This is a genomic window from Rhodospirillum rubrum ATCC 11170 (genome assembly GCF_000013085.1).
GTDB lineage: Bacteria > Pseudomonadota > Alphaproteobacteria > Rhodospirillales > Rhodospirillaceae > Rhodospirillum > Rhodospirillum rubrum.
This window is the reverse complement of sequence record NC_007643.1, coordinates 4,245,374-4,271,844: the sequence shown is the minus strand read 5'-3', so window position 1 is coordinate 4,271,844 and position 26,471 is coordinate 4,245,374. Positions and strand designations below refer to the sequence as shown.

General features: G+C 66.0%; 23 protein-coding genes and 1 tRNA gene. 9 read left to right on the top strand and 15 right to left on the bottom strand.

Annotation, left to right across the window (positions count from 1 at the left end; genetic code table 11):
• Positions 1 to 6 precede the first annotated feature (6 nt).
• The 10 genes from RRU_RS19200 to RRU_RS19155 all read right to left on the bottom strand — a co-directional run bounded on the left by RRU_RS19200 (position 7) and on the right by RRU_RS19155 (position 9,537).
• Complete coding sequence (locus RRU_RS19200; protein ID WP_011391467.1) at positions 7 to 1,419, bottom strand: lipopolysaccharide biosynthesis protein; 1,413 nt, start codon at positions 1,417 to 1,419, stop codon at positions 7 to 9.
• Between the two features lie 11 nt (positions 1,420 to 1,430).
• Positions 1,431 to 2,264: an FkbM family methyltransferase gene (locus RRU_RS19195; protein ID WP_014626644.1), complete on the bottom strand. Its 834-nt coding sequence runs from the start codon at positions 2,262 to 2,264 to the stop codon at positions 1,431 to 1,433.
• A gap of 39 nt (positions 2,265 to 2,303) precedes the next feature.
• On the bottom strand, positions 2,304 to 3,692 hold the full coding sequence (locus RRU_RS19190; protein ID WP_011391465.1) for a hypothetical protein: 1,389 nt from the start codon (positions 3,690 to 3,692) through the stop codon (positions 2,304 to 2,306).
• A complete protein-coding gene (locus RRU_RS19185) occupies positions 3,689 to 4,474 on the bottom strand; it encodes a WecB/TagA/CpsF family glycosyltransferase (RefSeq protein ID WP_011391464.1) in 786 nt (261 codons plus the stop codon). Before RRU_RS19185 ends, RRU_RS19190 begins: the two co-directional genes overlap by 4 nt.
• On the bottom strand, positions 4,471 to 5,196 hold the full coding sequence (locus RRU_RS19180) for a polysaccharide biosynthesis/export family protein (protein ID WP_011391463.1): 726 nt from the start codon (positions 5,194 to 5,196) through the stop codon (positions 4,471 to 4,473). The genes RRU_RS19185 and RRU_RS19180 overlap by 4 nt, the downstream gene beginning before the upstream one ends.
• Complete coding sequence (locus RRU_RS19175) at positions 5,187 to 7,202, bottom strand: GumC family protein (RefSeq protein WP_242601292.1); 2,016 nt, start codon at positions 7,200 to 7,202, stop codon at positions 5,187 to 5,189. Before RRU_RS19175 ends, RRU_RS19180 begins: the two co-directional genes overlap by 10 nt.
• A gap of 199 nt (positions 7,203 to 7,401) precedes the next feature.
• Positions 7,402 to 7,779 carry a hypothetical protein gene (locus RRU_RS19170; protein ID WP_011391461.1) on the bottom strand — a complete coding sequence of 126 codons (378 nt, stop codon included), beginning with the start codon at positions 7,777 to 7,779 and terminating at the stop codon, positions 7,402 to 7,404.
• Positions 7,780 to 7,945: 166 nt separating this feature from the next.
• Positions 7,946 to 8,620: an SOS response-associated peptidase gene (locus tag RRU_RS19165; protein WP_011391460.1), complete on the bottom strand. Its 675-nt coding sequence runs from the start codon at positions 8,618 to 8,620 to the stop codon at positions 7,946 to 7,948.
• An 88-nt stretch (positions 8,621 to 8,708) separates the two neighbouring features.
• Positions 8,709 to 9,344, bottom strand: coding sequence for a LysE family translocator (locus tag RRU_RS19160; RefSeq protein ID WP_011391459.1), 636 nt, complete (start codon positions 9,342 to 9,344; stop codon positions 8,709 to 8,711).
• A 118-nt stretch (positions 9,345 to 9,462) separates the two neighbouring features.
• Positions 9,463 to 9,537: transfer RNA gene (locus RRU_RS19155), tRNA-Gly, on the bottom strand.
• Positions 9,538 to 9,806: 269 nt separating this feature from the next.
• On the opposite strand from RRU_RS19155, the gene RRU_RS19150 reads away from it, so the two are divergent.
• The 4 genes from RRU_RS19150 (at position 9,807) to RRU_RS19135 (ending at position 13,057) form a co-directional block, all read left to right on the top strand.
• Positions 9,807 to 10,745, top strand: coding sequence for a thioredoxin family protein (locus RRU_RS19150; protein ID WP_011391458.1), 939 nt, complete (start codon positions 9,807 to 9,809; stop codon positions 10,743 to 10,745).
• A gap of 58 nt (positions 10,746 to 10,803) precedes the next feature.
• On the top strand, positions 10,804 to 11,460 hold the full coding sequence (locus RRU_RS19145; RefSeq protein ID WP_011391457.1) for an LON peptidase substrate-binding domain-containing protein: 657 nt from the start codon (positions 10,804 to 10,806) through the stop codon (positions 11,458 to 11,460).
• A gap of 55 nt (positions 11,461 to 11,515) precedes the next feature.
• Entirely contained in the window at positions 11,516 to 11,710 is a 195-nt protein-coding gene (locus RRU_RS19140; RefSeq protein WP_011391456.1) for a Trm112 family protein, read from the top strand.
• A 189-nt stretch (positions 11,711 to 11,899) separates the two neighbouring features.
• Positions 11,900 to 13,057, top strand: a complete 1,158-nt coding sequence (locus RRU_RS19135; protein ID WP_011391455.1) for an acyltransferase family protein — start codon at positions 11,900 to 11,902, stop codon at positions 13,055 to 13,057.
• 61 nt (positions 13,058 to 13,118) lie between these two features.
• Here RRU_RS19135 and RRU_RS19130 read toward each other — a convergent pair whose 3' ends face one another.
• The gene (locus RRU_RS19130) at positions 13,119 to 14,408 is read right to left on the bottom strand and encodes a UbiH/UbiF/VisC/COQ6 family ubiquinone biosynthesis hydroxylase (protein ID WP_011391454.1); all 1,290 of its coding nucleotides are present in this window, start codon (positions 14,406 to 14,408) and stop codon (positions 13,119 to 13,121) included.
• A 264-nt stretch (positions 14,409 to 14,672) separates the two neighbouring features.
• Here RRU_RS19130 and RRU_RS19125 point away from each other — a divergent pair, with 264 nt between their 5' ends.
• Together RRU_RS19125 and RRU_RS19120 are read left to right on the top strand one after the other, a co-directional pair.
• On the top strand, positions 14,673 to 15,875 hold the full coding sequence (locus RRU_RS19125) for an aminotransferase class I/II-fold pyridoxal phosphate-dependent enzyme (protein WP_014626642.1): 1,203 nt from the start codon (positions 14,673 to 14,675) through the stop codon (positions 15,873 to 15,875).
• Between the two features lie 23 nt (positions 15,876 to 15,898).
• Complete coding sequence (locus RRU_RS19120) at positions 15,899 to 18,448, top strand: FtsK/SpoIIIE family DNA translocase (protein ID WP_011391452.1); 2,550 nt, start codon at positions 15,899 to 15,901, stop codon at positions 18,446 to 18,448.
• A 60-nt stretch (positions 18,449 to 18,508) separates the two neighbouring features.
• On the opposite strand, the gene RRU_RS19115 is transcribed toward RRU_RS19120, so the two are convergent.
• From RRU_RS19115 to RRU_RS19100, 4 genes are all read right to left on the bottom strand, one after another.
• Positions 18,509 to 19,459, bottom strand: a complete 951-nt coding sequence (locus tag RRU_RS19115; RefSeq protein WP_011391451.1) for a metal ABC transporter substrate-binding protein — start codon at positions 19,457 to 19,459, stop codon at positions 18,509 to 18,511.
• Positions 19,460 to 19,523: 64 nt separating this feature from the next.
• Positions 19,524 to 20,396, bottom strand: a complete 873-nt coding sequence (locus tag RRU_RS19110) for a metal ABC transporter permease (protein WP_011391450.1) — start codon at positions 20,394 to 20,396, stop codon at positions 19,524 to 19,526.
• Positions 20,393 to 21,169: a metal ABC transporter ATP-binding protein gene (locus RRU_RS19105; protein ID WP_011391449.1), complete on the bottom strand. Its 777-nt coding sequence runs from the start codon at positions 21,167 to 21,169 to the stop codon at positions 20,393 to 20,395. Before RRU_RS19105 ends, RRU_RS19110 begins: the two co-directional genes overlap by 4 nt.
• Positions 21,166 to 21,309: a hypothetical protein gene (locus RRU_RS19100; RefSeq protein ID WP_014626640.1), complete on the bottom strand. Its 144-nt coding sequence runs from the start codon at positions 21,307 to 21,309 to the stop codon at positions 21,166 to 21,168. The genes RRU_RS19105 and RRU_RS19100 overlap by 4 nt, the downstream gene beginning before the upstream one ends.
• Before the next feature lie 189 nt (positions 21,310 to 21,498).
• Between RRU_RS19100 and RRU_RS19095 the strand changes: the two genes are divergently transcribed.
• The 3 genes from RRU_RS19095 to RRU_RS19085 are packed head-to-tail and all read left to right on the top strand — an operon-like array spanning position 21,499 to position 26,301.
• Positions 21,499 to 22,035, top strand: coding sequence for a TetR/AcrR family transcriptional regulator (locus RRU_RS19095; protein WP_011391448.1), 537 nt, complete (start codon positions 21,499 to 21,501; stop codon positions 22,033 to 22,035).
• Between the two features lie 34 nt (positions 22,036 to 22,069).
• Positions 22,070 to 23,215: an efflux RND transporter periplasmic adaptor subunit gene (locus tag RRU_RS19090; RefSeq protein WP_011391447.1), complete on the top strand. Its 1,146-nt coding sequence runs from the start codon at positions 22,070 to 22,072 to the stop codon at positions 23,213 to 23,215.
• Entirely contained in the window at positions 23,212 to 26,301 is a 3,090-nt protein-coding gene (locus RRU_RS19085; protein WP_011391446.1) for an efflux RND transporter permease subunit, read from the top strand. Before RRU_RS19090 ends, RRU_RS19085 begins: the two co-directional genes overlap by 4 nt.
• Positions 26,302 to 26,471 lie beyond the last annotated feature (170 nt).

The following is a 26,471-nucleotide window of genomic DNA, read 5'->3' as shown; positions in this document are numbered from 1 at the left end:
GATCATTCACCTCGTATTCGTCGGGGAAACGGAAGACACGGTGGGGGGTGAACCAAACAGCACGCGCGCGAGGCCGGCCGGCAGCGGCAGGCTCCATGACGGCGCCGCCGGCAAAATCCACGATACGGCCGAGGCCGACAAGGTGGCGCCGATCGCCAGGGGCAGGGCGCTGGCGATCGCCGCGCCCATCATGCCAAAGGGCGCGATCAGCACAATGGCGCAAACCACGCAGACGCCGAGTTGCACCAGATTGATCTGGCGCAGCATTTTCCCATGTCCCGTCATCGCCAGGATGACGTCCTGGCCGGTGGAGACCGCATTGACCACCTGCCCCGCCGCCATCACCACCAGGGCCGCCGCCGCGCTTTCATAGCCGTCGCCGACAAGGCCAAGCAGCGGCGAGGCGAAGCCGATCATCACCAGGGCCGCAAGGCCGCCGGTCAGCGCCCCCAGGGCCTGAAGGGTGCGGTTGAGCGAGCGCAGCCGGGGGAAATCGCCCAGGCGATAGGCCGCGCCGATGCGCGGCGCGGCGATGGTGCCCAAGCTGATCAGCACCACCCAGACCAGTTGGGTCATGCGGTTGGCGATGCTGAAGGCGGCGACATCCCCGGCGGCGGCGACCACGCCGAGCAGCAGAACCGGCAGGTTCGACAGCGAGACCTGAACGACCTCGACCACGCCCAAGGGCAGGGCGGTGATCAGCAGCGGCGTAAGAGTCCCGGCCGAGGCGGCCGTCCGCGGGGTGGGAGTCGCCGCCAGCCGCCGGCGTTCGCGGCGGATCAGCGCCAGACAGAGCCCCGCCCCGCTCACCCCGGCCACGGCGAAACCGGCCAGCAGATCGCCAGCCGAGCGCAGGCCAAGGCCGACCAGGGCCAGCAGCACCAGCGGCCACCAGGCGTTTTGCAGGAATTGGGCGATCACGCTACGCCCCAGGCCGACCAGAACGGCGCAGAGCATGACGTTCACGGTCTGGGGCACGATGGCCAGCGAGGCCATGGCCAGCACCGGCGCCAGACCGGGCATCGAAAAGACGTGACGTTCAAGCAGATCGGCGCCGCTCCAACTGAGCAGGGCGACGATCAGGGCGAGGCCGCCGCTGGTCAGCAGCCCCAGCCGGACATCGCGCGCCGCCGCCCGCCGATCCACCGCCAGTTCCGACGAGACGTGCAAGATCAAGGCCCGGTCAAGGCCAAAGCGGGTCAGCGTCGACAGCACATGGGCCCAGGTCAGGCACAGGAAGAAAAGGCCGCCCTCGCTGGCGCCAAGGAAGCGGGCGACCAGGAAATACAGCAGGAATTTGCCGCCGACCTCGAGCCCGCGCACGACCAGGGCGGCGCCGGCGCCATAGACCATCGCCCGGACGGCGCGCCCGGGGCGGGGCGGCGGCAAGGAGGCGGAAGGGGGGGGCGGGCGGCGCATGATGCGATCGTTCAGCCGATCTTCTCGTTCGCCGGATGGGTGGCGATGACATTGCAGAAATCATCGGGAGGGGCCGTCAGCCTCACCGGTCGGCCACCCAGGATGCGGTGGAAGCCATAGCCAAGCCCGGCCAGGAAGGTCCAGGCCTGATCCGTCGGGCTGCCCCGGCGTTCGAGGATGGCGGTGTTCATTTCCAAAATGACGGCGGGATGGAAGCGCTCCAGGGTGGCGCGGCCGCCGGCCAGAACCATCGGCTCGACGCCTTCGGCGTCCATCTTCAGGCAGTCCAGGCGGTCGATCGCCAGATCGGCGCAGACGGCGTCAAGGGTGGTCAGCGGCACGGTCTCGGCATCCTTGGCCGTCTCGTCCGACAGCAGCGAGAAGGCTTGCGGATCATAGCCGTTGCCAACGTGATAAAGCGTCGCCGTGCCGATATGGTCGCTGAGCGCGGCGGCGACAACGGTAATCGTCCGTCCGGGATTGAGCGCCAGATTGGCCCGGAGCGCCGTCAGGGCGTCGCGTCCCGGCTCGACGGCGATCACCCGCCCCGCCGCTCCGACCAGGGTCGCCGCGCGCAGGGAATAGACCCCGACATTGGCGCCGATATCAATGAAGGTATCCCCGGGCGCCAGCAGATGGGCCAGATAATGCAGCTCGGGTTCCAGGTGATCGCGCATGACGAAGGTGGTGACCGTGGTATAGCGCAGATTGGCATCGACGCGCAGCCGCTCGCCCGCCGGCGTCAGGCTGAAAACGAAGGGGCGGCCAAGGGCCACCCGGCCGAGAAGCGCCGCGCAGCGGCCGAGCACGGCGATCGGATTGGCACGGAATCCCGGATGGGTCACCAGTGTCCGAATTTTTCGCAAAATGATTTTCACGGTGAGCTAACCCCTTTGCATCCCGCCGCCGCGCGCCGGAACGCCCTTGTCCAGGTAGATCAGAAAGGCCGTCAGACCGGCGACGATGCCCGGCGTGAAGACCGGCGAATAAATCAGGGTCTCGACGCTCACCATCACGATCATGTCGCCCAAGGCCCCGCGAAAATCGCCCGCTGGGCTGCCCGGCGGGGCGATGCCCGAGCGCAGGGCCCGGCGCAGGCCGATGGCATAGACCAGGGCGATCAGGATCGACCCGATGGCGCCATATTCAAAAAGCACGCCAAGCCAACCGATATCGGCGAGGAAAAACATTTTGGAGGCGAAGATATCGTTCAGCGTGACCGGGCTGAGCCGGGTGATCGCCCCCGAGCCCAGGATCCACGACAACGGCGAGGCGAAGATGACGCCAGCCGCCTTCGCCGCCGTCTGCTGGCGCACCGACAGTGAGCCGCCGAAGTCGAACAGCGAGGTGATGGCGTCGGCCGGACCGCCGGGCGGGGCCAGCAGCACGATCACCCCCCCCAGAACGGCCAAAGCCCCGCCAAGGGCCACGGCGCCGATCAGCATCGGCCGGGGCAGCCGGCGCAGCACGATCAGCCCGACGACGACCAGGGCGGCGGCGATCGTCGTGCGCTGTTTCAAAATGACCGCCATGGTCAAAAGACCAAACAGCGCGGGCAGCATCCAGATCCAGGCGCGATGCGTAGAAAGAAAACGGCGAACGGAATAGAATAATAAGATCAAAGAAAAAGTCATTGGGAAATAAATATGGTAACTGCGCAACTCATCCCATAAAAATAACTTCGTCATCCCGATCTGGCTTGAATAAAACGACTTCGGGATGAAAATCCACATCAGCCACATGACGGCCAAGGTCGCCAGACCAAGACCAAGAACCTGGGCGCGCAGCCGGTCCTCCTGGGGCCGGGCGATCCATAACAAGCCAAGAAAACTAAAGAAATAGGTCAGCGGCCAGACTTTTACCGTCGTCGCCAAAGCGTCCACGACGTTGTTGTCGAAGTGGATCATCGACATGATCGGCGTGACGCCGGTCAGATAGACGATGGCGAACCCGTAGATCACCTTTTCGCCGGAAAACTCGCGAAAGACCTTCAGGCCCAGCGGCAGCAGGGCCAAAGGCCAGATTTTGGACAGGTAATAGACCGGTCCGACGTCGATCATATAGTGAAAGACCTGCAGGACCATCGGCAGCGAGACAAAGACCAGCACGGTCTTCCAATGGAGACTCCCGAAGACCTCGCCCACCCCGCCTGCAGCCTCGACGCCGTCGCCGACCATCGGCCGGGGAAGGGGTGGCGCGTCAGTGCCGGCAAGCGGGCGAATGCGTCCGCCGCCCGCCTTGAGGGCCAGAACCCGCCCGCGCCCGCCGCTCACTTGGCCGACCGCCTTGTTTTGAAGCGATCGGCCAGAACCAAGCCGACCAGCGGCAGCGAGTCGACGAAAACCCGGCGGAAATGGCCGCGCGGATTGGCCAACAGCCGATAGAGCCATTCCAGGGCCAGCCGACGCATCCACAAGGGCGCGCGCTTGACCTGACCGGTCAGGAACAACAAGGCCCCGCCGATGCACAACCCACTGCCGGTCGCCCGGCCACTGGCGAAGGCATGCTGGGCGATCACCTCGGACTGGGGCGAGCCGACGGCGAAGAAGACGAAGCGGGCGGGATGGGCGGCGATGAACTCCACGCAGGCGGCGATGGCCTGGGGATTGCGCAAGACGCCCATCGGCGGGCGGTGGCTGACCAGATGGCGCAGGCCGAACATGGCGCGCAGGCGCTCATCGGTCTCGGCGGTTCCGCCGATCACCACCAAAGGGTCATCGGCGGTGATGACGCTCTGAAACAACAGGGCCGTCAAATCGCTGCCGGTGGCCACCGGCAGGCGGGGGCCGCCAATCAGCTTGGTCAACGCCGCCAGCACCCGGCTGTCGGACAGCCGCAGCCAGGCGTCGCGATAGGCCAGGGTGAAAAACGGCTCGCCGCGGTTGAGATGGACGACATGCTGGGCGTTGGGCGTCACCACATAGGCGAAGGCGGCCCCGGCCGGGCGGGCGGCCAGCGCCGCCGCCGCCTGCTCCAGGGTCAGCCCCGAATAGGCGATGCCCAGATAAGACACGCCCGGCGGCAGATCCCCGGTCCTGGTGTCCGCCGTCGTCATGGCAAGGTATAGGTCAGGGCCCGACTGAACGGGATCGCCCGGTTGAGATACTGATCGACCCACAGGTCAAGCTCGGCGATCGAACTGCGCGGCACGAAAACGATGTCGCCGACATAAAGCGGCACATCGGCGGTCTCGGCGCTGGTGCCGCCCTCGAGGAAGCCCTGCAGATCGACCAGCCGCAGCATCGGCTTGTTGGCGGGATTACGCCGGATCAGCGCCACCTTGCTCAGCAGCGCCTCGTCGCGGAAGCCGCCGGCCTGGGCGACCGCCTCCATGATGCCGGCGCGGCCGGTCAAGGGATAGGCGCCGGGCTTTTCAACGGCGCCGGCGACACTGACCTTGGCGGTGGCCGCCTCGACCACGGCGACGGTGACCAGAGGATCGCGCAGCATCTTTCGCGCCGCCTGGGTAAGCTTGGCCGTCGTCTCGGCCACCGACAGGTCCAGCACATCGACCACCCCGGCGGTCTTCACCGACACCGCGCCGTCGGGCAGCACGAGAACGGTTTCATCAAGTTCGGGGGTGCGCGGATAGGAGATCGCCAAGCGATCGCCCGGGCCGATCAGATAGGGCGGGATCGCCTCGCTCCACGGGGCGAACGCCTGGGCGTTGCGCGCCTTGGGCGACACCGCCGACCCGGTGCAGCCGGCCACGAGCAGGGTCAGGGCCAACAACCCGCCGGCGGTGAGCCCGCGCCAGAAAACCGCCGTCAGAGCCATCGCAGAATTCCCTTTGGAATGTAGTAGCGGCGTTCGGTGAGAACCGCCCCCAGAATGTCGCCGCCCGCCGACAGGATGGTTTCCTTGAGGTTGAGGGCGGCGGGCAGACGCGTCGCCGCGGCCCGGACAATGGTCAGGCTGCCATCGGTCAGCGGCGCATAGCGCAGGCCGATGCGATGGACATCGAAGGGCGGCAGATCGAGGATGATGACATCATAGCTCGCACCCAGGCTATCGAGGATTTCGGCCAGCCTCTGCCGATTGACCCGGGGATCGCCCAGCACCGAGACGCTGGCGTTTTCGGTCAGGAACAGATTGGGCAGAACGGTGGGCAGAACGTCGGGCGTGATCTCGTCGGCCAGCCCCTCGCCGTCATCGGTGAGCAAAGGCGCCGCCTCGGCATCGGGCCGGACCAGGGTTTTCCTGTGCGCCGACATCTTTTCATTGAGATCGATGATCAGGGTCTTTTCGCCATAGCCGCGAACAACCTCGACGGCCAGTTGCCGAACGAATTTCGATTGGTTTTCGAGCTTCGACGACGATACGACCTGCAGGGTCTTCAGCGTCGTGTTCTCGGGCCCGGCTTCGCGCAGGCGGGCCACCAGATAGATCATCTCGGCGGCGTTCTTGCCCTTGGCGCGCGGCTGATGCTCGTCGGAGAAGGAGCTGACCACGGGCAGGCCCAAACGCTTCTCGACCTCGACCGGCGTCAGCATGACCTGACGACCATAGGCGGCGATGATGCCCGATACGGCGCCCAGCAACAGGCCGAGGAACACGCCGCCGGCCAGCAGGCTGGGAACCATGCTATGGCCGGTCGGCGAGGCATAGGCCGAGGCGATGACGCGGACATTGGCGCTGCGCAGGCGGGCGGTGGCCTCCTCGATGCGCGCCGCCTCGGCCCGGCGATTGTATTCGCGATAGGTCTCTTCCTGGATCGACCGCCGGCGGTCCAGGTCGTTGATCTTTTCGGCGACAAGGGTCAGTTCGGCCACGCGCTTTTCGGCGATGGCCTTTTGGGCGGCCAATTGGGCGACCTGATGAGTGACCGCCTCGCCTTCGATCTTCAGGGTCAGATAGTGATTGGTCAGGAATTCGATGGTCGGATTGCGAACCTGACGATCGGTCTTATAGATGGGCTGGTTTTTCTTCAGAAAATTCGTGATGGCGTCGAGCTGCTTGTCGATATCCTGGATGCGCGGATAATCGGCCTGATAGCGCTCGGAAAGCTGGCGTCGTTCAAGCTGAAGGGCAAGGCGCTCGTTGCGCACCGCGTCGTTATCGGTGTGATTGGTGGTTTCCTGGAAACTGGGAACGCTGATCGGCAGGGCGTCCAAGGACTTGGCCGCCTCTTCGATCTCGGCGCGGACGGCGGCCTGACGCTCGTCCATCTGCCGGCTGCGCTGGACGATGCTATCGACCTGATTGACCGCGAGCAGGATATCCTGGTCGATATCGATGATCTTATAGCGGGCCTTGGTCTGGGTCAGCTCGCGCTCGGTCTCTTGCAAAAGCTGAAGATCGCGCTCCGCCTCTTTCAGCAAAAAAGGCGAGCGCGGGTTTTCAAAGACCTTGGCGCGGTGATCAAGATAAACGTCAAGAAGAACCTGAACAACGCTAAGGGCGATTTCCCGGTTTTCGTGATCAAAGGACACCGTAACGATATTGGAATCGGTCGGAATATCGATATGGATGCGTTCTTGCGCCAGATCGATGGCCCGTTGCGTGCGTTCTTCCGGGGAATAGGCAGGCAGCAGGCCGAAAAGGCGCGGACGCAGCAGTTCGGGAAACAACGCCTCCTCGCCGATATCGGCGATCACCTTTTGCAGAACCTCGCTTGAGCGCAGGATGCCAACCTCGGTGGCGGTGGCGCGCAGGCCATCGACGGACACCACCGTCGGCGCCCCCATCAGATCCTGGGCGCCGGATTGTTCGCGGCTGAACAAAACCATCAGCCGGGCTTCGGCTTTATAGAACAAGGGAAACTGCGTGGCGAAAATGGACATCAAAACAATAGGAATAAAAAATCCTATGAGGATGATTTTCTTATGGAAAAAAACATAGAGCAGCCCATCACGCAGGGTAAACGTCTGGTTTTGACTGGTGATCGCGGCTTTGCTTTTGTTCATTATAAGTCCAGATTCTTAAATGAGCGCGTTTCGAAAACCACTCTCTACCCGGGTAAAGAGCCCCGTTCAATTCATGTCATCGCTTCAGGCACTGATAGCTTGCCCAAGGCGCGGTCTTCCAGATGGGATGGATCGATAAACTTTCGATGACCAGCCACACGTCGCTTTCGGGGGGCGGACACTGGGCCATCGCCGCGGACGCGGGATTACCCCGCCAGTCGACGGGGATGTGAAGGTCGACGCTCCACCCCCAGGGATCGCGCATGGGATCGGTCGCCCACCAGCCCTGGGGAAGAGCCTGCTGAAAATACTCGCGCACGACATAGCGGGGATCGCCCTGATCCTTTTGCATGAGTTGGGCGGCGAGGGGAGGGGCGATGGCGAGTTGGACAACGGCGAATAACCAGAGCCCACAAAGTGTTTTTTTCTTCGCCCCAAAGTTGATTGACGCCATTTGTATATAACTACCCCCGACAAAAGTCTTATCTCTTTCTAAGACTCGGGCAGATCGTACCGTCGATAGTACTTAATTTCTATAAACAAATACCAAAAATTTATCGGCATTTTTCGTAAAATGCTACCTCTTTTGGCGAATCCGCAAGACTGCCGCGGCCCCCACCTCAGGCCAGGGCGACAGCCACCTCGGGCCCCTCCCTGGCCACCGAATTGACCGCGGGGCCGACCGCAACCAGGGTGATGGCCTCCGCCGGCGGCGGCTGAAGCAGCGCCGCCAGATCGGCGGGAGCGGCGGGCGCTTCGCCCAGCCAGAGCGGCCAGAACCCAGGGGGGATGATCACCGGCATGCGGTCATGAACGGCGGCCATCGCGGCGTTGGCGGTGGTGGTGATGATGGTCACCGTGCGCAGCCACGTTCCATCGGCGGCCCGCCAGTTTTCCCAAAGCCCGGCGAAGGAAAAGAGGCCGCCGGCGCTCGGCTTGATAAGATAGGGCTGGCGCGGCTTGGCGCCCGGGGCCCATTCATAGAAATGATCGGCGGGAATCAGGCAGCGCCGGCGCTGGAACGCTTGGCGAAATGACGGCTTTTCAAGCAGGGTTTCGGCGCGGGCGTTGATCAGCTTGGCGGCGATCCCCGGATCCTTGGCCCAATGGGGGATCAACCCCCAGCGCAGCAGATCAAGCGCGCGTTGGCCGTTTTCGGGATTGAAGCGGACGACGGCGATATCCTGGCTGGGCGCGATATTCCAGCGCGGCGGAAAAGTCCGTCGGTCCGTCGTCGTCTCGAAAAGCCGTTGCAGCGCCTCGGGCGCCGTCACGCAGGCGAACCGACCACACATCCCCTCGCTCCGGCAATGTCCTTGCTGACGGCGGAGGATAACACGGAAAAAGCGATCCGGGGCGCGTGACCGCGCGCCTTCGGCGCATTTATCGCGGCGAGACCGCCTCGGCGACCAGCCTTGCCCCCAAGGCGCCCATGACGGCGCCGGCGCAGCGGTCGATCCGCCGTTTCGAGCTTAGATAAAGGGCGCGCGGCCGGTTGGCCGAGAAGGCCAGGGCCACCAGAACATACCACGAGGCCTCGACCACGCAGATCAAGGGGGGCAGGGCCGCCAGCATCCAGAACGGCGGATGGGCCGGCAGAAGGGCGGCGAAGATGCCGGCGTAGACGACGGCGGTTTTCGGATTGCTGATCTGGGTGACGAAGGCCAGGACGAAGGAGCGGCCGGGGGCGGAGACCACGGCGGCTCCCGCCGCCGGAATGGCAAGCGGCTGCGCCGCCCCACGCCAGATACGCAGGGCGAGGATCAGAAGATAGCCGCCGCCGATCAGCTTCAGCGCGCCATTGAGCCAGGGAACCTCGACCAGCAGGGCGTTGAGGCCGAGCAGGGCGATGGTACCGAACAGCGCGCCGCCCAGCCCCATCCCCAGGGCGGCGGCGATGCCGTCGCGCCGCGAGCGCGCCAGCGCGAGGCGCGAGACCAGAACGAAACTGGGACCGGGACTGATCGCCCCGATCAGCAAGGCGCCAAGAATACCGATAAGCGCCACGACCTCGGGCATCGCACGCTCTCCTGAAACGGCCCGGCCATCCGGACAAGACGTTGACCTAAGATAAGCCCAAAAGCAAAAGGCGCCCCGGAGGGCGCCTTTTGGTATTCTTTGGTATCGCTACCGAAACTGGAGCGGGTGATGAGATTCGAACTCACGACCCCAACCTTGGCAAGGTTGTGCTCTACCCCTGAGCTACACCCGCATCCTGCGCCCCTGAAGAAGGGACGGGGGTACCGGCTGTGGTGGAGGCCGAGGTGGCCGCCGCCGTGGCGCGGTGGAGGCGGATAATACGGATCCAGATCGGGATCGCAAGCACTATTTTCGGGGGCTTGTCGTTTTTTTTTGAGGGCTTGGTTTTTTTCGTCCCCGGCCCGCTTGCGCGCGCCCCTTGCTTCGGCGCGGCGGACCCGTCACATAAGGGGCACCGAAATTTTCCGGTCTTTCAACACCCCAGGCGAGGCGAGATACCCCATGTCCCTGATCTTCGATGGCAGCGGCACCCCGATCAAGGCGACCACCGCCCCCAAAAGCGGTAGCGGTTCGGGCGCGCTGGTCAAGGACAGCGATACCCCGCGCTTCGCCGCCGACGTGATCGAGGCCAGCCGCGAGGTTCCGGTGATCGTCGATTTCTGGTCGCCGTCGTCGCCGGCCTGCGCCACGCTGACCGCCCTGCTCGAACGCCTGGTCACCCAGCGCGCCGGCGCCGTCCGCCTGGTCAAGATCAACATCGACTCCAACCGCGAGTTGGCCGCCCAGTTGCGCCTGCAGTCGGTGCCGACCATTTACGCCTTCGCCGACGGCCGACCGGTCGATGGCTTCATGGGCGCCCTGCCCGAAGCCGAGGTCAAAGCCTTCATCGACCGCCTGACCGGCAATGCCGGCGACGTTATCGACGAGGCCCTGGCCCAGGCCGACGCCCTGCGCGATCAGGGCGACATCGACAGCGCCTTCGACATCTATCAGCAGGTCCTCGAGCAAGATCAGGCCAATCCCCGGGCGATGGCCGGCGCCCTGCGCTGCCGGCTGGCCCAGGGCGCGAACGACGAGGTCCGCGAGGTTCTGAACCGTTTGCCGCCCGCCCTGGCCGGCCATGCCGAGATTATCGCCCTGAAAAGCGTCCTCGATCTGGCCGAACAGGCCGAGAAGGCCGGGCCGACCGCCGAGTTGCGCGCGCGGATCGCTGCCGATCCCGCCGACCATCAGGCGTCGATCGATCTGGCCGTGGCGCTGTTCGCCGCTGGCGATACCGAGGCGGCGATGGATCTGCTGCTCGAGTCCATCCGCCGCGACCGCGCCTGGAACGAGGAGGCCGCCCGCAAGCAGCTTCTGAAGTTCTGGGAAGCCCTTGGCCATACCCACCCTTTGACCGTCGGCGGTCGGCGCAAGCTAAGCTCCATCTTGTTTTCCTGATCAGAAATCCGGGGCGACCGGCGGCTGGGCCGCCGGACCCCGGTTGGAGGGGTATGCGATGAGTGCCAGCGTCTTCCAGCCGCGTTTTGCCGCCCTGCCACGCGAGGTGGCGGTCTTTCCCCTGCCCGGAGCCCTTTTGCTTCCCGGCGGGCATCTGCCGCTCAATATTTTCGAGCCGCGCTATCTGGAAATGACCTTCGACGCCCTGGGCGCCGGACGGATGTTCGCCATGATCCAGCCCCGCGATCCCGAGGAGGACCCCTCGCCGCTCTATTCGGTGGCTTGCCTGGGGCGCATCGTCCGCTTCGCCGAAACCGATGACGGCCGGCTGCTGGTCACCCTGGAAGGGGTGAGCCGCTTCCTGGTCGGGGAGGAATTGCCCCTCTATAAGGGCTATCGCCGGGTCGAGGCCGATTACGGCCCCTATGCCGACGACCTTACTCCGCCGCCGGCCACCCTGGGTCTTGATCGCCCCGGGCTGTTCGAGGCGCTGAAGGCCTATGCCGCCCGCCACGAACTGAGTTTCAACTGGAAAGCCATCGAAGAGGTGCCCGAACCGGCCCTGGTCAATTCGCTGGCCATGGCCTGCCCCTTCGAGCCCAGCGAGAAGCAGGCGCTGCTGGAAGCCGAAACCCCGTCGCAACGGGCCGAACTGCTGACCGGCCTGCTGCGCATCGGCGCGGCTTCCTCTTTAATGGGCGGCACAACCCAGTAGAATGGCCCGCCCCGCTTTCCCCACTCCCCGCGTTCTCGCCAAAGGATCGATGCCGATGACCACCACCCGCCCGACCGACCCCAAGCTGCTGGAGCTTCTGGTGGCTCCGGGATCGCAAAATCCCCTGCGCTACGATGCCCAAGCCCAGGAACTGATCGATGATATCGCCGGTCTGGCCTTCCCGATCCGCGACGGCATTCCCATCATGCTGATCGACGAGGCCCGCCGCTTCGACGACGCCAAGGGCTGAGCTCTCCGCCCTGTCGGGATCATCGCCGCCCTGGTCCTGGGCGATTACGCCGCGCGGCCAAGCGTCGATGATCTCCAGGACGGCGGCCTCCACACCTGGGCCTACTCTAAGCGAGCCAGATAAAACCGCGTTCAATGAAAACCCTTTAACATAGAAATTTTTATCCAAATTCAATAAGTTAGAGCAGCGATGGCACCGCACGACCTCCCTATTCCTAGGCTTAGCGGAAGCAGCCCATCACCAAGCGACTCTAAGCGCAACGTTGGCATTGATCGCATCCGCATCGCCCTGACGACGCTGGTGATCTTGCATCACACCGCGATCGTCTATGGCGGTTCGGACGGATGGTTCTGGCGTCAGGAGCCCAATGCGTCGAATGTCTTCTTCGTGATTTTCAACACCATCAACCAAGCCTACTTCATGGGCTTGTTCTTTTTGCTCGCGGGCTATTACACGCCTCGGTCCTATGAGCGAAAGGGCGCCGTGCGCTATCTGGCTGATCGTCTGTTGCGGCTCGGAGCGCCGCTTCTGGCGTTCTTTTTTGTGTTGTATCCGCTGACCGTCGCCATTGCGCGAACCAGCCAAGGACATCCGTTCTGGCGCGGATGGGGAGAGATGATCGTAGCGCGCGCATTCGGGCCGGGGCCACTGTGGTTTGCGGAAGCGTTGTTGATATGCGCGGTGGGCTATGCGGCTTGGCGGGGAGTTCGGCGCGGGCATGAAGCGCCCACTTCCCCGCTCCCCGCGCTGCCTTCGACCCGCGCGCTGGCATTGACCGCCGTCGGGCTGGGCGTCGCCTCTTTTGCCGTGCGCCTCGCCGTGCCTGTGGGCAAGGACGTGCTGTGGCTACAACTCGGCTACGTCCCTTGCTACCTCTATCTGTTCGCCGCCGGATGCAGGACGGCGCGCTCGCGGCTGTTGGAGCGCATTACGGCGCAAGACGCGCGACCGTGGATGATTGTCTCGGCCATCGCGATTTTCCTGCTGCCGATCGTGATGCTGACACGCAGCGACGCGGGAGCGTTTGAAGGCGGGTGGACTCTCAACGCGTTCTTCTATGCGCTTTGGGACCCCTTTGTCGCGTGGGGAGTGATTCTTGGCCTGCTGTGGGCCGCGCGACGAAGGGAGGCGCAGCGGCGGACGCCGCTGACGGACTGGCTTGGGCGCGGCGCGTTTGGCGCGTTCATCGTCCACCCGCCCGTGGTCGTGGCGTTGAGCGTCTGGGCGGCGACCTGGAGCACATCGCCGTGGGCGAAATTCGCCCTCGTTGGCGCGGGGGCGTGCGCGGGGAGCTACGCGATCTCGGCGGCTTTACGCCTCGTTCCCGGAGTGCGGCGCGTAATCTAAAAAACGGCGCTAACGGCTTTTCTGGAAGAACCGGCGACCACGGATCTCGGCCGGCCCGACCTTACAAGGGAACCCCACGCATCAGGCGCGGCGGCTCGGGCCCCAGCTTCAAGGTGCCCATGGCGTGGCGCATGAACAACCGCTTGAGCGGCCCCATGCGCTCGACGGCGCCGATGCCCAGGCGGCGGGCGAGGGCGACGGGGGCGATATCATTGGAAAACAGCCGAACCAGGGCGTCGGTGATCGCCAGCATCAGCAAATTATCGGGGCGGCGCAGCGCCTCGTACTCGGCCAGCAGAGCGGGGGCGCCGGGGTCAAGGCCAAGGCGCTGGGCGGCGACCAGCCGTTCGGCCAGCACCGCCACGTCGCGCAGGCCATAGTTCATGCCCTGACCGGCCACCGGATGCATGCCGTGGGCAGCATCGCCAACCAGGGCCAGCCGGTGGTCGACATAGCGGTTGGCCGCCTGCAGGGTCAGCCGATAGGAAAAGCGCGGCCCGACCGGACGCACCCAGCCCAGATGATCGCCAAAGCGCCGCTCTAATTCGGCCTGGAAGTGTTCAGCCGGCAGGGCGAGCAGGCCGGGCACCAGATCGCTCCGCTCGGTCCAGACCAGCGAGGAGCGGTTGCCGGGCATCGGCAGGATGGCGAAGGGACCGGCGGGCAGGAAATGCTCCACCGCGCAGCCGCGATGGGAACGCTCGTGCTCGACCGTCAGCACGATGGCGGTTTGGCCATAGCCCAGGGTGCGGATGCCGATCCCGGCGCTCTCGCGCACCTGGGACCGCCGGCCATCGGCGCCGACCACCAGCCGGGCGCGCACCGTTTGGCCATCCGACAAGGTGGCGCTGACGCCGTCGAGGTCGCGGCGCAGGGCGGTCATGCGCGCCGGAGCGAGCAAGGTGGCGGCGGGCAGCCGGCCAAGCCGGGTCAGGATGGCTTGGCGCAGCAACCGGTTCTCGACCATATAGCCCATCGGGCCCTGGGCCTCGGCCTGGGCGTAATGGAGAAACAGCGGCGAGCCGCCATCGACGACGCGGATGTCGAGGATCGGTTGGCTTTCACCGCCCAGCAGATCCCACAGGCCGATGGTGTCAAGCAACCGCTGGCAGGCCAGGGCGATGGCCGAGCAGCGGCCGTCATAGCCGGCGGCGAGCAGGGCCTCGGGATCCTCGCCATCGATCACCACCACCGAGACGCCTTTTTCGGCGAGGGCGCAGGCCAGGGTTCCGCCGACCAGTCCACCGCCGACGATCAAAACATCGGCGACCTTATCGGCGGACCCAGTGACCGGCCCAGTGGCCGAAGGGGGATCGCCGGCGGCAAGGCCGCGCAACAGGGGTTCGCTCACACCGTACTCCATCGAAATCGGGGGATCGGCCGGGGGAAAGCGGGGCCGGACAGGCGCGAAGCGCCGGGAAACGATACTTCAGACATGGCGTTCGCCGCCGGATTTGTCCAGGGAGTCCGCCCTTTTTGGCCAAAGGGATCGCCCACCGATGGCACCGGAGCTTGCCCCTTTCCGGGTGGCCGCGTACTCTTTCGGCCACACCCCCCGGGGAGGGCCCGTCCCTTGTTCGGGGTCTCGCGCCCCCGATCCGTAGCGGACCACCCCATGATCAATCCCCGGCTCATCGCCCTGCCCGATTATCCGTTCCAGCGTCTGGCCACCTTGCTGGCCGGGGTCGCCCCCGGAGCCGATCCCCTGGCGCTGTCGGTGGGCGAGCCCCAACACCCGACCCCGGCGCTGGCCGGCCTGGAACTGGCCCGTCACGGCGACCAATGGCGGCGCTATCCGCCCGCCGCCGGCAATGAGCGCTGGAAGGCGGCGGTCACCGCTTGGCTGACCCGGCGCTATGGCCTGCCCGCCGCGATGATCGATCCGCACGCGGTGATCCCGGCCTCGGGCACCCGCGAGGCGTTGTACATGCTGGGCCAGGTGCTGACCGATGGCCGGGGCGAGGCTGGCGAGCGGCCGCTCGTGGTCATGCCCGATCCGCTTTATCTGCCCTATCTGGGCGCGGCCAGGATGAACGGCGCGACCATTCTGGCCGTTCCCGGGTCGGAAGAGGGGGATTTCCTGCCCGATATCGCCGGCCTGCCCGCCGCCACCCTGGAGCGCGCCGCCGCCGTCTTCGTTTGCTCGCCGGCCAATCCGCAAGGCTCGATCGTCAGCCTGGAGTCGTGGAAAACCCTGGTCGGGCTGGCGCGCCGCCACGGCTTCGTGCTGGTCGCCGATGAATGCTATAGCGAGATCTACGACGACCAGCCGCCGCCCGGCGTCCTTGAGGCCTGCCGCGACCTTGGCGGGTCGCTGAAGAACGTGCTGGTGCTTAACAGCCTGTCGAAGCGCTCCAATGGCGCCGGGCTGCGCTCGGGGTTGATCGCCGGCGATCGGGCGCTGATCGACGCCTTCTTGCGCCTGCGCGCCTACGCCTCGGCGGGGATGCCCTTGCCGATCATGGAGGCCAGCGCCGCCCTGTGGGACGACGAGACCCATGTCGAGGCCAACCGCGCCCTCTATCGCGAGAAGATCGATCTGGCCGCGGCGCGGCTGAAGGGCATGCTGGGGTTTCGCCGGCCGCCCGGCGGGTTCTTCCTGTGGCTGGACACCACGCCGTGGGGCGAGACCGGCGAGCAGGCGACGCTGCGGCTGTGGCGTGACCATGGACTGAAGGTGCTGCCCGGCGCCTATATGACCGCCAATCCCGATGCCGGCGACAATCCCGCCCGCAACCGGCTGCGGCTGGCCCTGGTCCATGACGGCCCGGTGGTCGCCCGGGCCCTGGACCGGCTGGTCGCGGCAAGCCCCCACTGATCCCAACCCTTCGCGGAGCCTTCATGGCCGATCGTACCGCCCGTTCGCGACTGCTGCCCCCGGCCGCCATCATCGCCCTTCGCTCGGCCCTGCTGCGGGTCGGCGGCGCGCTGGTGGTGCTGGCCTGCACCGCCCTTGCCGCCGCGCTGATCACCTATAGCCCGTCCGACGCCTCGTTCAACACGGCGAGCGGCGCCCCGGTGGGCAATGCCCTGGGCGCGGGCGGCGCCGTGGTCGCCGATCTGGCGCTGCAATGGGGCGGACTGGCGGTGATCGCGCCGCTGCTCGCGGTTATTCTTTGGGGCCTGCGGCTGCTGGCCGGCCAAACCTTGCCCGGGGCCTGGGCCCGCACCCTGGGCCTGATCCTGGGCACGCTGCTGGTCGCCGTGGCCATCGATCCAATCACGCCGCCCAGCGAATGGCCGGTGACCGCCGGTCTGGGCGGCTTCGCCGGTTATCTGTTGCGCGAGCGCGTTTCGATCGGCTTGGCCGTGATCGGCATCGAGATCGACCTCGGCTGGCTGATCGGCGGGCTGGCCGGCTTGCTGGCCTTTTTGTGCTTCCAGTGGGTCACCGCCATCCGCTGGCGCGATTACGCCGCCACCGCCGGTATTTTACTGCGGACAAGCGGAGAGGCCGGCACCGCGGCGGCACCCGCCGCTTCGGCCAAGGCCCGCGCAGCCGCAGCAGCAGCGGGGCAGGGCAAACGGCCGGGCGCGCGGAAATCGCCCGCCGAGGGCGCCAAGCCCGCCAAGGCCGAAGCGCAGGCCGGCCGGCGCGAGCCGCGCATGGGCGAGGCCCCGGACCGCGCCACGGCGGCGGTCACCGCCGGCCGCCCCGAGGACGGACGCCTCGCCCCCAGCTTTGGCGGCGAAGGCGATCGGCGGAGCGGGGACGCCCCGCTGGCGGCGGCACCGGCCTCGCGCCCCTTGACCATCGACACCGCCCCGGCCGTCGCCTTGGCCGAACCGCCGTCGCGCCCGGCGCCGTCGCGTCCGGGAACGCCCGAGCGCGGCCGGCCGATGGGCGCAAGCATCGACGCCCCGCCCTTCGCCCTGCCCGCCCTTGACCTTCTGGCCAGCGCCGAGACCAGCCGGCCGCTGCGCGTCGATGAGGACGCCCTGGCGGAAAACGCCCGCATGCTGGAAGGGGTGTTGAGCGATTTTGGCGTGCGCGGCCAAATCGTCAAGGTTCGCCCCGGACCGGTGGTGACGCTGTATGAGCTTGATCCGGCGCCGGGCACCAAAACCTCGCGCGTTGTCGGTCTGGCCGATGACATCGCCCGCTCGATGAGCGCGATCTCGGTGCGCATCGCCGTGGTTCCCGGACGCAGCGTCATCGGCATCGAGCTTCCCAACGCCAAGCGCGAGATGGTGCTGCTGCGCGAATTGCTCTCCACCCCCGATTTCATCCGCCACCCGGGATCGCTGATCCTGGCCCTGGGCAAGGATATCGGCGGCACGGGGGTTACGGTCGATCTGGCGCGCATGCCCCATCTGCTGATCGCCGGCACCACCGGCTCGGGCAAGTCGGTGGCGGTCAACACCATGATCTTGTCGCTGCTCTACCGGCTGTCGCCCCAGCAGGTCCGCTTCATCATGATCGACCCCAAGATGCTGGAGCTGTCGGTCTATGACGGCATTCCCCATCTGCTGACCCCCGTCGTCACCGATCCGCACAAGGCGGTGGTCGCCCTGAAATGGGCGGTGCGCGAGATGGAGGAACGCTATCGGGCGATGAGCCAGCTCGGCGTGCGCAATATCGCCGGCTATAACCAGAAGGTCGGGGAAACCGCCGCCAAGGGCGGCAAGCTGACCCGCACGGTGCAAACCGGGTTTGATGCGGAAACCGGCAAGCCGATCTATGTCGAACAGGACATGGACCTTCAGCCGCTGCCCTTCATCGTCGTCATCGTCGATGAAATGGCCGATCTGATGCTGGTCGCGGGCAAGGACGTGGAAGGGGCGATCCAGCGTTTGGCCCAGATGGCCCGCGCCGCCGGCATCCATCTGATCATGGCCACCCAACGCCCCTCGGTCGATGTCATCACCGGCACGATCAAGGCCAATTTCCCCACCCGCATCAGCTTCCAGGTGACCAGCCGCATCGATAGCCGCACCATCCTCGGCGAATCCGGGGCCGAGCAGTTGCTCGGCCAGGGCGATATGCTGTCGATGGCGGCGGGCGGGCGCATTACCCGCGTTCATGGGCCCTTCGTCGCCGATCTCGAGGTTGAAAAGATCTGCGCCCACCTGCGGGCCCAGGCCCAGCCCGACTACCTTGACGCCATCATCGAGGACGAGGAGGCGAGCGCCCCCGCCCCGGTCGCCGGAGGAGTGGGCGAGGGCGAGAGCGATGGTCTGTACGATCAGGCCGTCGCCCTGGTGGCCCGCGAACGCAAGGCCTCGACCAGCTTCGTCCAGCGCCACCTGCAGATCGGCTATAACCGCGCCGCCCGCATCATCGAGCGCATGGAGGCCGAGGGCATGGTCAGCCGGGCCAATCACGTCGGCAAGCGCGAGGTTCTGCTGCCCGCCAGCGCCGACGCCTATGACGATGGCGCCGATCTGTAAGAAAAACCCCGCGCCCGGAGGCTTGCCAGACGCGGGGGAAAACGCACCGTCCGGGCCTGTTTACGGGGCGAGGGCGGCCTTCAGGGTGCGGATGTTGGACTCCATCATCTTGAGATAGGTTGGGGCCGGACCGGTCGGACCCGAGAGCGAATCCGAGTAAAGCGTGCCGCCGATCACCGCGCCGGTTTCGGCGGTGATGCGCTTGAGCAGGCGCGGATCGCTGATGTTCTCCATGAACACGGCCGGGATCTTTTCGTCGCGGATCTGGCGGATCAGCGCCGCGACATCGCTGGCCGAGGCCTCGGCATCGGTGCTGACCCCTTGGGGGGCGATGAAGCTAAGACCATAGGCGCTGGCGAAATAGCCAAAGGCGTCATGCGAGGTCACCACCTTGCGGTTGGCGCTCGGGATGGCGGCGACGGTCCGCTTGACCTCGGTCTCCAGGGCGTCGACGGCCTCGATCATCCGCGAAAGATTGGCCTGATAGGTCGGGGCTCCGGCGGGATCGACGGCGATCAGGCCATCGGCGATGGCCTTCAGATACAGCCGGCCGTTGGCCAGGCTTTGCCAAGCATGGGGGTCGAGACCCTCGTGGTGGGGATCGCCGGCCCCGTGGTCGTGGTCGGCCTCATGATCATGGCCGTCCTCCTCTTCCATCGGGCGGGGGCTTACCGCCTGACTGGCGATGACGACCGGGCCCTTGTAGCCCGAGGAGTCGATCAGCCGGTCCATCCAGCCCTCGAACCCCAGGCCGTTGATGACCAGCAGATCGGCCGCGCCGACCGCCCGGGCGTTCGACGGGGTGGGCTGGTAGACATGGGCGTCGCCATCGGCCCCGACCAGGGTGGTCAGGCTGACCCGCTCGCCCCCGATCTCATGAACCATATCGCCGAGGATACTAAACGACGCCACGACCTTGACCGGATCGGCGGCCAGGGAGGGGCCAGCGCCCAAAGCCAAGGCCAGCCCAAGGGCCGGAACGGCGGCAAGCAGACAACGACGTGCGATCATCGAGGAGATCTCCTTCGAAGGGAAGCCGAAGACGGGAAGACAACGAAAGGGGCGCGCAAAAAACCTAGGGTGAGCGCGGCTGGCGGGCGCCTGAGCGGTTTCGCAGACCGCCCTGAAGCCCGACCACCAGCGACACCACATGGACGACGCCGGCGGTCAGGATGATGGCCGGGCCCGAGGGCAGGTCGTGGTAATAGGAGATCAGCAGACCGGCGACGCCACTGAAGGCGGCGATCGCCACAGCGACGGCCAGCAGCCCGCCGATGGTGGTGGCCCACAGCCGGGCGGTGGCGGCGGGCAAGACCATGATGCCAACGGCCATCAAGGTGCCCAGGGCATGAAAGCCGCCAACCAGATTGAGCACGGCCAGACACAGGAACCCGTAATGGGCCCAGGCGCCGGCCCTGCCGACCGAGCGCAAGAAGGCCGGATCCAGGCATTCCAGAACCAGCGGCCGATAGAGTAGGGCGAGCGCGGCCAGGGTGAGGGTGGTGATCGAGGCGATCAGCACCAGCGCATTGTCATCAAGGGCCAGCACCGAGCCAAAAAGCACATGCAAAAGATCGATGTTGCTGCCGCGCAGCGAGACGATCAGCACGCCCAACGACAGGGAAATCAGATAGAAGGCGGCCAGACTGGCGTCTTCGCGCAAGATAGTCGAGCGGGTGACATAGCCGGCAAGCAGGGCCACGGTCATCCCGGCGATCAAGCCGCCCACCGTCATCGCCCCCAGCGACAGGCCGGCCACCAGATAGCCGACCGCCGCCCCGGGCAAAATGGCATGGGCCATGGCATCGCCGGTCAGGCTCATCCGCCGCAGCATCAAGAACACGCCGACCGGCGTCGCGCCAAGGGCCAGGGCCAGACAGCCGACCAGGGCCCGGCGCATGAAGGCGAATTCCTGGAAGGGGCCGATCAGGGTCTCAACGAGCATCATCGCCCCTCCGCCCCCTCGCATAAAAGCCGGGCCCGTTCAAGATTGGCCTCGCTCAGCACCTCGGCGGTCGGGCCGACCGCCACCACGCGGCGGGCGACCAGCAGGGTTTCGGGAAAGGCCCGGCGCACCTGATCGAGATCGTGGAGCACGGCGATGATGGTGCGGCCCTCGCGATGCCAAACCCCGATCAACGCCAGCAGATCGGCCGCCGTTCGGGCGTCGATGGCGGTGAAGGGTTCGTCAAGCAAAAGGACGCGGGCGTCCTGGAGCAGCAGGCGGGCGAACAGCAGGCGCTGCATCTGCCCCCCCGACAGCGCGCCGATCGGCCGATTGGCCAGATCGCCCAGGCCGACGGCGGCCAGGGCGGCCTCGATGCGCGGGGCGAGGTCGCGGCCGATCGCCCCGAAAGGGCCAACCCGTCGCCACAGCCCCATGGCCGCCATATCGCGCACGGCGATGGGAAACGAGCGGTCGATCTCGGCCTGCTGGGGCAGATAGCCGATGGCCGCCCGCCCCTCGCCGCCGATCTCGATCGAGCCGCCAAGCGGCGCCAGTACGCCGACCATGCCCTTGAGCAGGGTCGACTTGCCCGCGCCATTGGGGCCGACCACGGCGGTCAGACTGCCCGGACGCACCGTCCAATCCAGGTCGCGCAGGGCCGGACGTCGGTCGTAGCCCAGGCAGAGATTCCGGCAGCGAATGGCCGCGCCCGCCGCTTCGACGGCGACCGGCGGCGGATCGGGGACGACGACGAGATGGGGCTTGCCGCTCATCCCAGGCTCCAGGCGACCAGACCCCATAGCCCGGCCGAGAGCACGGCCGCGCCGAGCAGCCGGGCCGGCGCGCCGAGCAGCAGCAGGGAAAACGACCCACCCGAAGGCGATGAGAGCGGAACCACCAAGCGCGACGACATGGGCAAGCGACAGCCTGTAGAGGGGAGCGAAGGGCAAAAACGTTATAACATCACATTTTGCCCTTCGGCAATCGCCCTGCGGACCTTCCTTGGCGATTTTTTGATCCTTGTCAATGAACCGTCCGGTTGGCACAGTACCGTCCGGCCGGTATAAACAGCCAACAGCAAACGAAGGAGGCGAGAAAGCCAATGGGTCGGTCCACCACCAGGGAAAAGATCGTCGACGCCGCCATGGAGATCGTCCGCACCCAGGGCGCCGCCCGCCTGACCCTTGACGAGGCGGCCCGCGTCGCCGGCGTCTCGAAAGGCGGCGTTCTGTACCATTTCAAGTGCAAGGATGATTTAATCCGTGCGATGGTGAGTCGACTCATTGAGCAGAATGAATCCCTGTGCCAGAGGTATTATCATCTGGAGCCCGAAGGTCCCTACCGGTGGGCCCGAACCATTGTCCGCGCTGCCTTCGACCCGCAGGGGGCGGGAAACGATCCTGCCGGCGCGGCCATTTTGGCCGCCACGGCCCTCAACCCGAACCTTCTGGAACCGATTCGCGGCCAGTTTTTTATGTGGAACGAGCGCCTGCGCTCCGACAGTCCCGACCCCGATCGGGCCCTGCTGATCGGCATGGCGATGGATGGCTTATTCCTCGATCGGGTGACCGGAATGCTGCAATACGACGCGGCGCAGCTCAACCGGCTTCAAGCCTCCTCCCTGGCGCTCTTGACCTGAACCGTCCCCAAGACACCCACCTTCGGAGCTTAGAATGAAAAAGAAACGTCTGGCGATCATGCTGGTGGGCAGCGTCGTCCTGTTTGGCGGCGTGATCGGCTTTACGGTCTTTCGCGATCACATGATCGCCCAGTATTTCGCCAACCAACCCGAACCGGTGATCACCGTCACCGTCGAGGACGCGCGCGCCGAAGACTGGCAAGACACCATCCCCGCCGTGGGCACGCTGCGCGCCATCAACGGCGTGACGGTGGGGGCGGCCGTGGCCGGCATCGTCGAGACGATTTCGTTTGAGTCGGGGCAGCGGGTGAAAAAGGGCGATCTGCTGGTCCGCCTGGATGACGGCGAGGAGCGCGGCGAGCTTGACGCCGTGCGCGCCCAGGCCGAACTGTCGCGCATCACCGCCGGCCGCGCCCGCCGACTGGTGCAATCGGCCGCCGGAACCCGGGCCAATCTGGACGACGCCGAGGCGCAGTTGCGGGTTAATCTGGCCACCATCGGCCAACTCGAGGCCCGCGTCGCCAAAAAGACCGTGACGGCGCCGTTTGATGGCGTGCTTGGCGTGCGCGCGGTCGATCTGGGCGAATACGTCACCGCCGGCCAGACCCTGGTCGACCTTCAGGACCTGTCGGTGATCCTCGCCGATTTCTCGGTTTCCCAAAAAGACCTGGGCCGGGTGGCCGTTGGCGCCAAGCTGACGCTGACCACCGACGCCTGGCCCGGGCGCGCCTTCGAAGGCACCATCAAGGCTATCGCCCCCAAGGTCGACGCCAATACGGGCATGGCCGTGGTCGAAGGCCGCTTCGACAACCCCGATGGCGCCCTGCGCCCGGGCATGTTCGCCAAGCTGGCCGTGCTGCGCGCCGAACGCCAGAGCGTGGTGACGGTTCCGGCCACCGCCGTGACCTACAGCCTGCATGGCGACGCCCTTTATGTGCTGAAGGAGGCCGGCGAAGACGGCAAGGTCCGCGTCGACCGCATCACCGTCACCACCGGCGTGCGCCGGGGCGACCGGGTGGTCGTGACCGCGGGCTTGAGCGCCGGCCAGCGGGTCGTCACCTCCGGTCAGGTCAAGCTCAACGACGGCAGCGCCGTGGCCGTCGCCCAGGCGCCCCTGAACACCGCCGCCCGCGCCGAAAGCGGCGCCAAGGGTGACTCGACCAAGGACACCCTGCGATGAAGGCCTTCGATCTTTTCATCCGCCGGCCGGTGCTGGCCACGGTCATCAGCCTGCTGATCCTGGTGGTCGGCTTCCAGGCGCTGATGCGCCTGCCCATCCGCCAATATCCGGAGATGAGCAATACGGTCATCACCGTCACCACCACCTATCCGGGGGCGAATTCCGATCTGATCCAGGGCTTCGTCACCCAGCCGATCCAGAAGGCGGTCTCGACCTCCAAGGGTCTGGATTATCTGACCTCGAGCTCGTCGCAGGGCGTCAGCACCGTCAAGGCCTTCGTCCGCCTGAACGAGGATCCCGACGCGGCGATGACCGAGGTGACGGCCAAGGTCAACGAGGTCCGCTCGCTGCTGCCGCGCAACGTCGATAATCCGGTGATCTCCAAGGAGACCGGCGAGACCTTCCCCGCCGCCTTCATCGCCTTTTCCTCGAAAAGCCATTCCCAAGAACAGATCACCGATTACGTCAACCGGGTGATCCAGCCCAAGCTGGCCGCGGTCAGCGGCGTTTCCAATCCCGAGGTCTTCGGCGCCAAGAACTTCTCGATCCGCGTCTGGCTCGATCCCGAAAAGATGGCCCAGCAGGGGCTGACGGCCAGCGATGTCCAGACCGCCCTGACGGCGAACAACTTCTCCTCGGCCGCCGGGTCGATCAAGGGCAGCCTGGATATCATCAACACCAAGGCCGAAACCGATCTGACCGATATCGCCGAGTTCCGCAAGCTGGTGGTCCGCAATGACGGGGCGCGGCTGATCCGCCTTCAAGATATCGGCGAGGTGTCGCTGGCCGCCGAAAGCAGCGACATGAGCGTGTTCGCCAGCGGTCAGGCGGCGATCTTCGTCGGCGTCTTCACCACCCCGGAAGCCAATCCGCTGTCGGTGATCGCCGAGATCCGCGAGACCGCCCTGCCGGCGATCATCGACCAGTTGCCCGAGGGCATGACCGCCTTGATGGCCTATGATTCGACGGTGTTCATCACCGAATCGATCCGCGAGGTGGTCAAGACCATCGTCGAAGCCGCGATCATCGTCATGGTGGTGATCTTCCTGTTCATGGGATCGGTGCGGTCGGTGGTCATTCCCCTGGTCACCGTGCCGCTGTCGCTGGTTGGCGTCGCCATCTTGCTGATGGTCTTGGGTTTTTCGATCAATCTTCTGACCTTGCTGGCCATGGTTCTGGCGATCGGGTTGGTGGTCGACGACGCCATCGTCGTCGTCGAGAACGTCCATCGCCATATCGAGGAGGGATCCACCCCCTTCCAGGCGGCGATCGACGGCACCCGCGAAATCGCCCTGCCGGTGATTTCGATGACCATCACCCTGGCCGCCGTCTATGCCCCGATCGCCTTTATGGGCGGGCTGACCGGCGCGCTGTTTCGTGAATTCGCCCTCGCCCTGGCCGGCTCGGTGGTGGTGTCGGGGGTGGTGGCGCTGACGCTGTCGCCGATGATGTGTTCAAAGATCCTGCGCCACGAGGTGACCAAGAAAGGCTTCGCCGCCAAGCTCGATTCGTTGTTCGAGCGCCTTCAGGGACGCTATGGGCGCCTGCTGGACGCCTCGCTGGCCGACCGCCCGACCACGGTGGTCTTCGCCCTGATCGTCATGGGATCGCTGTACTTCCTGTTCTCGGCCATCCCCAGCGAACTGGCCCCCGACGAGGACCAGGGCGCGGTGCTGACCGCCTTCAACGGCCCGGCCTCGGCCAGCAACGACTATATGAACGTCTTCGTGCACCAGATCGATGACGCGCTGCGCGCCTATCCCGAAACCGAGCATACCTTCCTGATCGCCGGCATCGGCACCCCCAACAGCGGCTTCGGCGGCGCCTCGCTCAAGCCCTGGGCCGAGCGCGAGCGCGATGCCAAGGCGTTGATCGGCGCGGTGCAAACGACGATGAACGGCATCGCCGGGGTCAAGGCCTCGGTGTTCTCGCCCGCCGCCCTGCCCGGTGCCGATGGCCTGCCCGTGCAGTTCGTCATCTCCTCGACCACCCCCTATGAGGCGATTTCCGACATCCAGGACGAGATGATGAAGCGGGCCCAGGCCTCGGGGCGCTTCATCTTCACCGATACGGATCTGAAATTCGAAAGCCCGCAGACCGTGGTGTCGGTCGACCGCGACAAGGCGGCGGCCTATGGCATCACCATGGATCAGATCGGTGGCGCCCTGGCGACGATGACCGGCGGCAACTACGTCAATCTGGTCAATATCCAGGGCCGCTCCTACAAGGTGATCCCCCAGGTTCCCGACAGCGCCCGCATGGATCCCGACTCCCTGGGGCGCTTCTATATCCGCACCCATAGCGGCACCGCCATTCCGCTGTCGTCGCTGGTGACCCTGGAGCGGCGCGTGCTGCCGCAATCGCTCAACCAGTTCAACCAGCTTAACGCCTTCACCATCTCGGGCTTCCCGATGCCCGGGGTGACCCTGGGTCAGGCCCTGGCCGTTCTGGAGCAAAGCGCGGCCGAGGTGCTGCCCTCGGGCTACACCATCGATTACGCCGGCCAGTCGCGGCAGTTCATCCAGGAAGGCAGCAGCCTGATCGGCACCTTCGTGTTCGCCCTGATCATCATCTTCCTGGTGCTGGCCGCCCAGTTCGAAAGCTTCCGCGATCCGCTGGTCATCATGATCTCGGTGCCGTTGTCGATTTGCGGCGCCTTGCTGCCCCTGGCGCTCGGCGCCACCACCATGAACATCTATACCCAGGTCGGTCTGGTGACGTTGATCGGGCTGATCACCAAGCACGGCATCTTGATGTGCGAGGTGGCCCGTGAACGCCAGGAAGAGCAGGGCCTGACCCGCGCCCAGGCGATCGAGGTCGCGGCCAAGCTGCGACTGCGGCCGATCCTGATGACGACGGCGGCGATGGTCGCTGGGTTGATTCCCCTGATGTTCGCCAGCGGCGCCGGCGCCAACAGCCGGTTTTCCATCGCCGTGGTCATCGTCGCGGGGATGAGCATCGGCACGCTGTTCACCCTGTTCGTGCTGCCGGTGATCTATACCTTCCTTGCCGAGGATCGCAGCAAGGGGCGCGACGGCTCCTCGGGCGCCGAGGGCGGCGTGTCGCTTTCGAAGGCGGCCGAATAGGGCAACCCTTCGCCGCCGGGATCGTTTAAGGGGTGGCCCGCTCCGCCGGCCCTGCCGGGATCTTCCCCGGGAGGGCCCCGCCAGGGCCGGTTGGCGGCGGGTCTTCTTTATTACGCCACCTTCTTTTCCTATCTGTGGTTCTCGCGCCCGTCCGTCCTTCCCCAAACGGG